Origin of the sequence: Variovorax boronicumulans (genome assembly GCF_019352895.1) — a bacterium.
GTDB lineage: Bacteria > Pseudomonadota > Gammaproteobacteria > Burkholderiales > Burkholderiaceae_C > Variovorax > Variovorax boronicumulans_A.
The window spans coordinates 149,272-161,765 of sequence record NZ_JAAAFX010000008.1 but is presented as its reverse complement, the minus strand read 5'-3'; the positions used below and the strand labels follow the sequence as shown (position 1 = coordinate 161,765).

Sequence of the window (12,494 nt, the reverse complement as noted above, 5' to 3'; positions counted from 1 at the left end):
TGGTCGCGCTGGGATTCCTTCATTGGAGGTCGTCGAATGGTCAAGCGCGCGGGTATCGATGCGGTGACTGCTCCCTTGCGCGGGCAGGCACTGCCGTCGCCCGGACTCAAGGAAGCACCGGTGCTCGAGCTCATGTGTTCGCACTTCGTGCTGACGCTCGCGGCCAAGCAGGGCCCGCGCTTCAACGTGCGCCGCGACCTCAACGGCCTGCTCTCGCTGACCGGCCGCCACCTGGTGTGGCCCGCCCCGGTGCTGCAGCGCCTGCGCGAATTCCTCGGCCGCCGTTGCGCCGGCAACGAGGTCTGGAAGGGCGTCGAGGCCTTCGACGGCCGCACGCTGCTGGAGCGCCACGGTGTCTGGCGCGGCCCTTATGAAGAGGGCACGCTGTTCTTCTATCTCGACGAATACGTCAAGGACCAGCCCAAGGACCTGCTCACGGTGCTGTCGGTCACCCGCGACTGGCTCACGCATGCGCTGCGCAAGCAGTCGACGCTGGTCGAGAAGAACATCGAGGCGCTGGCCGGTTTGCTGCAGCTCAACAAGGCCGAACGCGCGCTGCTGCTCTACGGCACGCTGGCGCGCTACCAGCGCGACCTTCGCTCGCTGCTGGTCGAGTTCAAGGTCAACAACGCGCCCGAGGCCTATGCCGCGATCGCCGAGGTGGCGGGCGTGAGCGCCAGCGACGTGGGCGAGGCGCTGCGCGCCGGCTCGCGCCTCGAGCGCATCGGGCTGGTCGAGAACCTGATCTCCGAACACAACATCACCGACCTGGCCGACCTGATGAAGGTCAGCGAGAAGCTGCCGCCGGTGCTGATGCGCGAGTACCGCGACCACAGCGAGCTGATGGCGGTGTTCACCCGGCCGTCGGCCAAGAGCACGCTCACCATCGACGACTTCTCCTTCGCGGCCGAGGACGCGCGGATGCTGGTCACGCTGTTGCGCGCCGCGGTGTCGCGCAAGGAGCCGGGCGTCAACGTGCTGCTCTACGGGCCGCCCGGCACCGGCAAGACCGAGCTGGCCAAGGTGGTGGCGCAGGCCGCGGGCCTGGACCTGTTCGAGGTCGAGTACGCCGACCGCGACGGCAATTCGCTCTCGGGCCGCGACCGCTACCGCTCGCTGCAGATCGCCCAGGTCTTCCTCAAGGGCAGCGCCCAGGCCGCGCTGCTGTTCGACGAGGTCGAGGACGTGTTCCCGCCGATCAGCACCGAGGCCGCGCAGTTCATGGCCCGCGCCGAGCAGATTGCCGCGCCCGCCAGCGGCAGCGTGAGCGGCAAGGCCTGGGTCAACCAGATCCTCGAATCGAACGCCGTGCCCACGCTGTGGGTCACCAACCGCATCGAGCAGATCGACCCGGCCTTCCGGCGCCGCTTCGCCTACCACCTCGAGCTCAAGTCGCCGCCGCCCGGCGCGCGCGAGCAGCTGGTGCGCAAGACGCTCGAGGGCGTGACGGTGTCCGACGCCTTCACCGCCAAGCTGGCCGAACGCAAGGGCCTGACGCCCGCGCAGATCCGCACCGCGGTGCGCTTCGCGCAGCTGGCCAAGACCGACGACGCCTCGATCGAGGGCCTGATCGAGCGCCAGCTGAAGAACGCCGACCTGGCGCTGGGCACGCTCGACAAGGCGCACGGCGCGCGCCGCAGCGTGACCACCTACGACCTGGGCATGCTCAACGTCGAGACCCGCTTCGAGATCCCGCGCATCGTCGAGGCGCTGCGCGTGCGCGGCCACGGCACGCTGTGCTTCTACGGCGCGCCCGGCACGGGCAAGACCGCGCTGGCCGAGCACATCGCGCAGGCCATCGGCCGGCCGCTGATCGTCAAGCAGGCCAGCGACCTGATGAGCAAGTACGTGGGCGAGACCGAGCAGAACATGGCCGCCATGTTCAGGGAAGCCGAAGCCGAAAAGGCCGTGCTGCTGCTCGACGAGGCCGACTCCTTCCTGCAGGACCGGCGCGGCGCCCAGCGCACCTACGAGGTGACCGAGGTCAACGAGATGCTGCAGGGCATGGAGCGCTTCGGCGGCATCTTCGTCTGCACCACCAACCTGCTCGACCGGCTCGACCAGGCCGCGCTGCGCCGCTTCACCTTCAAGATCAAGTTCATGCCGCTGACCGCGCCGCAGCGCGAGCGCATGTTCGTGGCCGAGGCGCTGGCCGGCGACGCGTCGCTGCTGGATGCGGTGCTCCGGCAGCGGCTCGCGCGCCTGACGCAGCTGTGCCCGGGCGACTTCGCGGCGGTGAAGCGGCAAACGGATATCCTCGCGGCCGAGTTCTCGGCGGCCGAATTCCTCGACCAGCTCGAGGCCGAGCACCGCATCAAGCCTGAAGTGCGCGAATCGCGCGGCATGGGCTTCGTGCAATAGTCCGTACGGCGCAGGTCACACGGAGACAACACCTGAAACGGGCGCGCCACGAAGCGCCACCACCAGAAGAGAAAGAGGGAGTCATGGATCACCGGAATTCGGAGGGCGGCGCGCACGTCGCCCTGCAGGGCATGGCCCTGGCTGTCGTGTTGTCGATCGCCGGCTGCGGAGGCGGTGGCGGGGGGGGAGGCGATGCAGCGGCGCCGACGTCCGGCGCCGTCGCGCCGACCGCACAGGGCTCGGCCAGCCTGGCCGGTCTCTGCGCCGCGCCGCGCACCGGCATCGACCCGGGCACCGGGCGGGCCTTTGCCGATCGCGCGGGCACCGTGGCCGACGAAAAGAACTGGGTCCGCAGCTGGATCGACCAGACCTACCTCTGGTACGACGAGGTGCCGGCGAACCTCCTGGCCACCAGCTACACCACGCCGGTCGCCTACTTCAACGTGCTCAAGACGCCGGTGCTCACCGCGTCCGGCCGCGCCAAGGACCGCTTCCATTTCAGCTATCCCACGGCCACCTACGGCGATGTGCAGCAAGGCACCGAGGTCGGCTACGGCGTCGAGTTCGCCTTCCTGCAGCGCACGGCGCCGCGCACCATCCGTGTGGCCTATACCGAACCGAACTCGCCGGCGTCGCAGGCGGGCATCGTGCGCGGCGACACCCTGCTGGCCATCGACGGGGTCGACGCGTCCACCGCCAGCAGCCAGGCCGAGGTCGACCGGCTCAACAGCGCGCTGGCGCCGGCCACCAACGGCCAGAGCCACGCCTTCAAGCTGCGCGCCAAGGACGGCAGCGAGCGCACGGTCACGCTGGTGTCCGCCGGCATCGAGCGCTCGCCGGTGCAGAACGTGCGCACCCTCGACACGCCCGGCGGCCGCGTCGGCTACCTGCAGTTCAACGACCACGTCGCGAAGTCCGAAGCCCAGCTGGTGACGGCGATGGGCCAGTTGAGCGCGGCCGGCGTGACCGACCTGGTGCTCGACATGCGCTACAACGGCGGTGGCCTGCTGGGCATCGCCAGCGAGGTGGCCAGCATGATCGCGACACCCCAGGCGAGCCAGGGCGCGGTGTTCGAGAAGCTGCAGTTCAATCGCAAGAACCCTTTCGGACTGTCGCCCGCGGGGTCGTCGGTGCTGTTCCCGAGCACCACGCGTGGCTACTCGGTCACGGCCGGCCAGCCGCTGCCGCGGCTCGGCCTGTCGCGCGTGTCGGTGCTGGCCGGTCCCGACACCTGCTCGGCCAGCGAGTCGGTGGTCAACGGCCTGCGCGGCATCGGCGTCACGGTCGACCTGATCGGCGCCGCGACCTGCGGCAAGCCCTATGGCTTCTATCCGCAGGACAACTGCGGCACCACCTACTTCGCGATCCAGTTCCAGGGCGTCAATGCCAAGGGTTTCGGCGACTACGGCGACGGCATGGCGCCGACCTGCACCGTGTCCGATGACTTCGAACATGCATTGGGCGACCCGGCCGAGGGCCGTTTCGCGGCGGCATTGAGCTATCGCGCCAGCGGCGCCTGCCCGGTACCGGCCCAGGCCTCCGCGGCCCGGCGCAGCGCCGTGGCGGCACCGCTGCCCGAAACGACCGGCACGCCCTACCTCGATCGCAATGTGCTGCGTTCCAATCGAATCGTGGAGTCGATGGATCAGCCTTAGGGCGCGCGAATGCTGCGCGGAAGATTTGTAAACGCTTAGCGCAAATAGCGCACAAATCAATCCGATCACGGTTCGGAAGATGAGCCAATTCGTAGATTAAGTCACGAATTGCGGATGCGTTGCTGCCTCTCGGCCTATGGCGCCTGAGGAACCTCCCTACGATCCCCCCGGCGCGGCAACGCAGGGTGCGCGGTCGCCGTTTTAAAAAAACATTCAGGGATTGCAATGAAAACTCACTTTCGCCTCACGGTGCTGGCCGCCGCATTGGCCGTCTGCACCTTCAACACCTCGGCCCAGGCCGCGGTGACGAGCGTCATCGTCCAAAGCGGCACCGATTCCACTGCGGTGACCCCCACGGGCACCACCACGACCACCACCGCCGGCAATCCGCAACGGATCTACAGCACGGCCGATGACGGCCAGGGCAATGTGTCGCAGACCACCATGACCACGACGGCCACCGGCACGGTGGTCAATGACAGCGCCGGCAATGCTTCGGGAATCAATCAGACGGCGACGAATGCCAACTCTCAGGTCCGAGACGGTTCCGGCAACGCGTCGGCGATCGATCAGACAGCGACGACCAGCACAGTCGGGGTGAAAGACGGTAGCGGGAACCAGGCGGCGCTCTTTCAGACGGCGACGGGTTCGACCTCTTATGTCAACGACAGTGCCGGCAATCTGGCGACGATCGACCAGACGGCGACCGGCCATGCCGTCACGACGAAGGACAACAACGGCAATCTGGGATCGCTCCATCAGACGGCGACGAGCAGCGACGTTGGGGTGAATGACAACAACGGAAACAAGGCGTCGCTCAGTCAATCGGCGACGACCTCCAACTCTGTGGTCCAAGACGGCAACGGAAACCGTGCAACGCTCGAGCAGACGGCGACGGACAGCTCTCTCAGAGTGAACGATGGGAACGGAAACCAGGCGTCGCTCAATCAGACGGCGACGAGTTCCAGCACGGCGGTCCGCGACGCGGCCGGCAATGCGTCGGCGCTCGGGCAGACAACGACGGGCACCGTTCTCGGAGTGCTTGACACCGCGGGGAACTTTTCCGCCGTCCAGCAGACAGCGACGACCTTCAAATCGACCGTCCAAGACAGCGCCGGCAACTACACGCAGATCAACCAGACGCCCACGGAGATCTCGTTGCAGAGCCCGTCGTCGTCGGGGAACGGGGGGGGCTCGGTGGTCAACGTGCAGCCCGACGCTGCGCAGCTGCTTCACTTCAACGGTACGGCCCCCATCATCACGGGCACCGTTGCTGCCGATGCAGGGACCACCACTGGCACTTTCGACAACGGGACGGGCCGCCTGCTGAGCGGGACCGCCTCCGACTACGACGCCGCCAGCGGCACGAGCACCACCAGCACCGGCATTTTCTCCGGCGCTTCCCCGAACGCGTTGACCACTGGCATCCGCAGCAGTGGCGCCACGGGCACCAACACGATCCTGGGCAGTACCACGCTCACCGACAACCTGACGGTGCGGGGCACCACCACCACCAACGGCATCACCAACACGGGCGACATCAAGACCGACACGCTCACGACCACCGGCGCGGCGACCGTCGGTGGCACCTTGAGCGTGGCCGGTGCCACCACCACCAACGGCATCACCAACACGGGCGACATCAAGACCGACACGCTCACGACAACCGGCGCGGCGACCGTCGGCGGCACCTTGAGTGTGGCCGGTGCCACTACCACCAACGGCATCGCCAACACCGGCGATGTCAAGACAGACACGCTCACGACCACGGGTGCGGCCACGGTCGGCGGCAACCTGAACGTGGCCGGTACCACCACCACCAACGGTGTCACGAACACGGGCAACCTCACGACCGACACGCTCAAGACCAACGGCGCCGCCACCGTGGGCGGCAACCTGAGCGTGGCGGGCGCGAGCACGACCAACGGCATCACCAACACCGGCGACATCAAGACAGACACGCTCACCACCACGGGCGCGGCCACGGTCGGCGGCAACCTGAATGTGGCCGGTGCCACCACTACCAACGGCGTCACCAACGCGGGCAACTTCAAGACCGACACGCTCACCACCACGGGCGCGGCCACCGTAGGCGGCAACCTGAGCGTGACGGGCGCCACCACCACCAACGGCCTCACCAACACCGGCAACATCGCAACGACCACGCTGTCGACCACCGGTGGCGCCACGGTGGGCGGCAACCTGAGCGTGAGCGGTGTGACGTCGACCCAGGGCATCAACAACAACAACAAGACCATCAGCGGCGTCGCGGCCGGTGTGGCGGGCACCGATGCGGCCAACGTGAACCAGCTCAACCAGGTGGTGAACGACCAGGCCGTGGTGAACAACAACCAGGCCGTGATCAACAGCAACCAGCGCGTGGTGAACGCCAACCAGGCGGCCTTCAACAATGCGCAGGGCAATGCCAACGCGGCGCAGGCGCGCACCAATGCGCAGGTTCAGCAGCAGCTCAGCGACAACCGCAAGGTTTCCGGCACCGGCGTCGCGATCGCCGTGGCGGCCTCGTCGATGCCGGCGCTCGAGGCCGGCAAGAACTTCGGCATGGGCGTGGGCGTGGGCACCTTCGACGGCCGCTCGGCGGTTGCCGTGGGCCTGGCGGCGCGCATTTCCGAGTCGCTGCAGATCAAGCTCAACGTCGGCACCGGCACCGACGGCCGTGCGGCGGCGGGCGTGGGCGGCATGTTCTCCTGGTAAGCGGAAGGCGACGTCTCCACGGCGCCAGGCGCGCCGTCGGCGTCTTCAAAACCCGGCAGGCCTCAGGTCCGGCCGGGTTTTTTTATGGGTCGGAGGCTCAGAACGCGCTGCACACCCGCAGCACATCCGCCCCGTAGGCCTCGAGCTTCTTGGTGCCGATGCCGCTGATGCCCTGCAGGTCTTCCAGCGTGGCGGGAGCGCGTTCGGCAATGGCGGCCAGCGTGGCGTCGTGGAAGATCACGTAGGCCGGCAGGTTGTGTTCGCGCGCCACCTCGGCGCGCCAGGCCTTGAGCGCGGTGAAGCGCTTCTGGCCGGCGTCGTCCAGCGTGGCCGCCGCGGGTGAAGGCGCGCCGCGTGCCGCCTTCTCGCGCCGCGGCTTGCGCTCGGCCGGCGTCGACACCGACTCGCGCAGGCTCACCGCCTGCTCGCCCTTGAGCACCGCGCGCGAACCGTCGGTGAGCTGCAGCGTGTTGAAGGCTTCCGAATTCACCGCCAGCGCGCCGGTCGCGATCAGCTGGCGCAGCACGCCGCGCAGCTGCACCTCGCTGAACTCCGCGCCCAGGCCGAAGGTGCTGATGCTCTCGTGGCCGAACTGCTTGACCTTCTCGGTCGGCTTGCCGCGCAGGATGTCCATGATGTGGCCGGCGCCGAAGCTGATGCCGCTGTGCTGGTTCACGCGGTAGATGGTCGACAGCAGCTTGCGCGCGGCGTCGGTGCCGTCCCAGACCTGCGGCGGCGTGATGCAGTTGTCGCAATTCCCGCAGGGCGTGCTCTGCTCGCCGAAGTAGCCCAAGAGCCGCACGCGCCGGCAGTCGCTCGCCTCGGCCAGCGACAGCAGTGCATCGAGCTTGCCGCGCATGACCTGCTTGAACTCCTCGCCGGCCGGGCTCTCGTCGATCATGCGGCGCTGGTTCACCACGTCCTGCAGGCCGTAGGTCATCCAGGCGTCGGCGGGGGCGCCGTCGCGGCCCGCGCGGCCGGTTTCCTGGTAGTAGCCCTCGATGTTCTTCGGCATGTCGAGGTGGCCGACGAAGCGCACGTCGGGCTTGTCGATACCCATGCCGAAGGCGATGGTCGCGACCACCACGATGCCTTCCTCGCGCAGGAAGCGGTCCTGGTGCTTCTGGCGCACCGCCGAATCCAGGCCCGCGTGGTAGGGCAGGGCGTTGATGCCCGCGTCCTGCAGCGCGACGGCCACGTCTTCCACCCGCTTGCGCGACTGGCAATAGACCACGCCTGCATCGCCCTCGTGCTCGCGCTGGATGAAGCGCAGCAGCTGCGTGGTGGCGTCCTTCTTCTCGACGATGGTGTAGCGGATGTTGGGCCGGTCGAAGCTCGAGACGAACTGCTGCGCTTCCTCCAGCTGCAGTCGCTCGACGATGTCGGCGCGCGTCAGGTCGTCGGCCGTGGCCGTGAGCGCGATGCGCGGCACGCCCGCGTAGCGCTCGTGCAGCACGGTGAGCGAGCGGTACTCGGGGCGGAAGTCGTGGCCCCACTGGCTCACGCAATGCGCCTCGTCGATCGCGAACAGGCTCAGCTTGCCGCGTTCGTGCAGCGAGTCGAGCTGCGACAGGAAGCGCGGCGTGTTGAGCCGTTCGGGCGCGGCATAGAGCAGCGTGATCTCGCCGCGCAGCATGCGGCGCTCGACGTCCTGGGTCTGTTCCCAGTCGAGCGTGGAATTGAGGAAGGCGGCGTTCACGCCGGCTTCGTGCAATGCGCCGACCTGGTCGTGCATCAGCGCGATCAGCGGCGACACCACGATCGACACGCCATGCCCCGCACGCTGCCGCGCGATGGCCGGGATCTGATAGCACAGCGACTTGCCGCCGCCCGTGGGCATCAGCACCAGCGCGTCGCCGCCGCCCACGACGTGGTCGACGATGGCCTGCTGTGCACCCCGGAACTGGGTGTAGCCGAACACCTCGTGAAGGATGTCCGCGGGCGTGGCGCTGCCCTGGTTGTCGGTGGGATGGGGGAGGGTGGCGAGGGACACGCGGCCATTGTCCCCGATCGGTCCGTGTCGTGGCTGGCACGCGCTTTGCAATGTGTAGACATGAATGTCACAGAGGTTGTCTAGACAGACCGACTGGGTTCCTCCACCGTTGCCGGAGCGCTGTGACCAAGAATTTAACCTCTCATGTATAGACCAGAACATCGTCCGACCAGAATTCGCTCGTCTCCCCGGAGGCAGCCGCCTTCGGCCGATGTCGAAACCCCGATGTCATTCCAGATCAAGGCGATCCGGAACAGGGCCGGCAAGGCCGCGAGGGGCGCCCTCGCGGGCACGGCCGCTGCCTGTGGGTCAGCGCGTGGGAGACGGGCCCGCGGCCCTATTGCACCGGCGGCGTGCGCATGGTGCGCGAATGTCGTGCACGAGTGCCTCGCCGCGGTGCGTTTTTCGCAGGCGAAAATCCTGCCTAAGTGTTTCCCCTAGAACAAGCATCAACCAATTGCAAACCGCCAGGGGCGCGCGTATTGTCCAGCCTTGTCTAGTCAAGACTAGACAACAAAATTACCTCCCATCCCATTTGTCTCTTTCTCCTGGAGAACTCATGTCTGAGTCGAACTACATACAAGGCGCCTGTGTTTGGAAAGGCGCCGAGATGGTCGAGAACCATCGCTGGGTCAAGCAGTTTCCGGCGGCCGTGCTGGAACAGATCGATGCCGCGGTGGCGCAGTCCGCAGGCATCGATTGGAAGCACATCAACCGTCAGAACTTCCCGCTGCCCGGCTCCGAGGCCTACTTCGACGACGTGCGCGAAGAGCTCGAGAACGGTTCCGGTATGGTCAAGATGCGCGGCCTCGATGTGAGCCGCTACGACCAGGAGCAGCTGCGCCGCATCTGGTACGCGATGGGTGCGCACCTCGGCACGCAGATGTTCCAGAACAACCGCGGCGAAGTCATGCGCGAGATCAAGGACGAGGGCATGGGCGTGGGCGCCAAGCTGTATGGCGCGACGGTCGATGCTTCCGGCCGGCAGTTCCTGTCTTCAGGCGCACGCACCCTGTCGCCGGGCCAGCTGCGCTTCCATACCGACCGCTGCGACGTGGTGGGCCTGTTGTGCGTGCGCCAGGCGTCCGAAGGCGGCGTCAGCAAGCTGGCGAGCAGCGCCACGGTCTACAACGAGATCCTGCGCCGCCGCCCTGACCTGCATGCGCTGCTGTGCCAGCCCATCGCGCGCAGCCGCTTCGGCGAAGAAGCCGGTGGCGAGCACGTGGCCTACGACCTGCCGATCTTCGGCGTGCGCGACGGCAAGTTCACCAGCCATTTCTCGCTGACCTACATCGAGAACGCCCAGATGCTCCCCGGCGTGCGCAAGCTCACGGCTGCCGAGCACGAGGCCATCCAGATGCTGATGGCCGTCGCCGAAGAGCAGTGCTTCGAAATGCGCTTCGCCCCCGGCGACATTCAGCTGCTCAACAACCATGTGGTCTACCACGGCCGCACGGCCTTCAAGGACGACGTGAGCACCGGCCAGGACCGTATGCTCATGCGCCTGTGGCTGTCCATGCCCAACTCGCGCGCGCTGCCCGAAGACCATGCGGTCCTCTGGGGCGACGTGTCGGCGGGCAAGCCGCACGGCGGTATCGCGCAGCCGGCCGTGCCGGTCGCGGCCTGAGGCGCTTCGGCGCAACCCCCTCGGCATGTGCCGGCGCCTGGCGCCGTGCATGCCGCTGGGACGTAGATCCTTCATCCAACCATCGGCATCCCTCGAACAGGAACCCCCCATGAAGCAACTCGAAATCTCCCGCGCTGGTGCCGCCGTGTCCCGGCTGCGCAGCGCCCTCGTTCCCCTGGTCCTGATCGCATCGGCCGCGACTGCATCGGCGGCGCCGGACTATGGCAATTGCGAAGTGACGGGCGAAAAAGGCAGCGTCAAGTTGACGACCGTGGTGCCGGGGGCCCTCTCTGTTCGTCCGGCACTGCCGGCGCCCGGCTGGTGGAACGGCGACTCGCTCGACACCATAAAGGATGGCTTCGAGTACTGCATGGCCGCCAACATGGCCTACCGTGCAGGCCTCGACCGCGTGATCGTGGTGAGCCGCTCCTTCGCACAGATCCTGACCGGCCAGGCCCAGGGCTTCGACATCGCGCTGAGCGAGATCACCATCACCGAAGAGCGCAAGAAGGTCGTGAACTTCACCGAGCCGTACTTCGATTCGGACCAGGCCGTGCTCGTGAAGACCGGCACCAAGGTCGACAGCGAGAGCATCCGCAAGCTGCGCCTCGCCGCGCGTCAAGGCAGCACGACGCTGCAGTACGTGATGGAGAACATCAAGCCCGTCGAGCACCCGAAGGTCTATGCCGAGAACTCCGCGATGTACGCCGCGCTCGCGGCCGGGCAGGTCGATGCGGTGCTGTACGACACACCCAATGTGCTGGCACGCGCCAAGCAGTCCAACGGCATGCTGGAAGTCGTGGGCCGCTATCACACGGGTGAACAGTGGGGCGGCATCGTCAACAAGGATTCGCCGAACCTGCCGGTGTTCAACAAGCTGATCGCGGACTTCAAGAAGGACGGCACCTTTGAACGCCTCGCCGCTAAATGGCTCTCTCCCACCCTGGGCATGGATCCTTCCAAACTGCCCGTCCTGAAGCCCTGAGCACGTCCATAGCATGAGCAATGCAACACCTCGCGCCGTCGGCGCGACGGGCGGGCCGTCCGAGCAAGGGCGGCGCCTGAACATCGGCGGCCCTCCGGCCGCGCCCAGGGTCCTGTGGTTCACCGCGCTGGTCGTCGTGGCGATCGCGGTGGCCGCGAGCTGGTACACGATCGTCTCGGCCCGCAACGCGCTGCTCGGCAACGCGTTCGGCGGCTTCTGGATCGACCTCGTCGCGGTGCTCCTGGCCGTGGCGTCGGTGGTGGTCGTGTGGCCGCTGGCCAAGGCCTTCGGCCGCTGCAGTGCGGTGCGCCGCGCCGCCGCGGCCAAGGACATGGTCGCCGGGCGCGTGGCGCGCTCGGAGGCGCGCGACCTGAGCTGGATCGCCATCGGCTATACGATGGCCCAGCTGATCGTGGTGCTGGCCTTCCAGTTCCTGCTGGCCAACAACCAGGCGGTGGCGAAGACCTTCTTCCTGGTGCCGCTGATCACCAAGACCTTCCCGCTGGTGCTCAGCGCCTTCTGGGTCAACGTCAAGATCTTCCTGATCGCCGAAGTGCTGGTGCTGGTCTGGGGCCTGATCGTGGCGCTCGCGACCTTCGCCCCGGGCGCCGCGGGCAAGCCGCTGCGCATGATGGCGACCACGTACATCGACGTGTTCCGCTCGATGCCTGCGGTGCTGGTGATCTACCTGATCGGCTTCGGCATTCCGCTGACCGGCGTGCCGATCCTCAAGGACCTGTCGCTGACCACCTATGTGGTGATCGCGCTCACGCTGACGGTCGGCGCCTATGTGGCCGAGATCTACCGCGCGGGCATCCTGAGCATCCACTGGAGCCAGACCGCGGCGGCGCGTTCGCTGGGGCTGTCCCACATGCAGACGCTGCGCTTCGTGGTCGTGCCGCAGGGCGTGCGCCAGATCATCCCGCCGCTGCTCAATGCGTTCATCGCACTGCAGAAGGACACCGCGCTGGTCAATGTCGTCGGCGTGATCGACTCCTTCAACCAGTCGATGCTGATCGCGTCCAACTACTACAACCTGTCGGCCGTGACGACGGTGGCGTTGCTGTTCATCGCCATCTCGATCCCGCAGACGCGATTCGTCGAACGCATGATGCGACGCGACCGGGCCCGCATGCGTGCCGGCGGCGCTTGAGGAAA

Annotated in this window: 7 protein-coding genes; 6 read left to right on the top strand and 1 reads right to left on the bottom strand. The window is 67.2% G+C overall.

All coding sequences use genetic code 11. The annotated features are described in order from the left end of the window. Positions 1 to 36 precede the first annotated feature (36 nt). The 3 genes from K0H49_RS19015 to K0H49_RS19005 all read left to right on the top strand — a co-directional run bounded on the left by K0H49_RS19015 (position 37) and on the right by K0H49_RS19005 (position 6,731). A complete protein-coding gene (locus tag K0H49_RS19015) occupies positions 37 to 2,361 on the top strand; it encodes an ATP-binding protein (RefSeq protein ID WP_219215801.1) in 2,325 nt (774 codons plus the stop codon). 83 nt (positions 2,362 to 2,444) lie between these two features. Further along, positions 2,445 to 4,016 (top strand): S41 family peptidase, encoded by a 1,572-nt coding sequence (locus K0H49_RS19010; RefSeq protein ID WP_219215799.1) that lies wholly within the window; start codon positions 2,445 to 2,447, stop codon positions 4,014 to 4,016. A 225-nt stretch (positions 4,017 to 4,241) separates the two neighbouring features. Next, positions 4,242 to 6,731 carry a YadA family autotransporter adhesin gene (locus tag K0H49_RS19005; protein ID WP_219215797.1) on the top strand — a complete coding sequence of 830 codons (2,490 nt, stop codon included), beginning with the start codon at positions 4,242 to 4,244 and terminating at the stop codon, positions 6,729 to 6,731. 97 nt (positions 6,732 to 6,828) lie between these two features. Here K0H49_RS19005 and recQ read toward each other — a convergent pair whose 3' ends face one another. Continuing rightward, the gene (recQ, locus tag K0H49_RS19000; protein WP_374122382.1) at positions 6,829 to 8,664 is read right to left on the bottom strand and encodes a DNA helicase RecQ; all 1,836 of its coding nucleotides are present in this window, start codon (positions 8,662 to 8,664) and stop codon (positions 6,829 to 6,831) included. Between the two features lie 670 nt (positions 8,665 to 9,334). Between recQ and K0H49_RS18995 the strand changes: the two genes are divergently transcribed. From K0H49_RS18995 to K0H49_RS18985, 3 genes are read left to right on the top strand one after another with little or no spacing between them, the layout of a single operon-like run. After that, positions 9,335 to 10,351, top strand: a complete 1,017-nt coding sequence (locus K0H49_RS18995; RefSeq protein ID WP_257624999.1) for a TauD/TfdA family dioxygenase — start codon at positions 9,335 to 9,337, stop codon at positions 10,349 to 10,351. 49 nt (positions 10,352 to 10,400) lie between these two features. Then, the gene (locus tag K0H49_RS18990; protein ID WP_257624998.1) at positions 10,401 to 11,336 is read left to right on the top strand and encodes an ABC transporter substrate-binding protein; all 936 of its coding nucleotides are present in this window, start codon (positions 10,401 to 10,403) and stop codon (positions 11,334 to 11,336) included. Between the two features lie 13 nt (positions 11,337 to 11,349). Beyond that, on the top strand, positions 11,350 to 12,489 hold the full coding sequence (locus tag K0H49_RS18985; RefSeq protein ID WP_219215791.1) for an amino acid ABC transporter permease: 1,140 nt from the start codon (positions 11,350 to 11,352) through the stop codon (positions 12,487 to 12,489). The last annotated feature ends 5 nt before the right edge of the window (positions 12,490 to 12,494 follow it).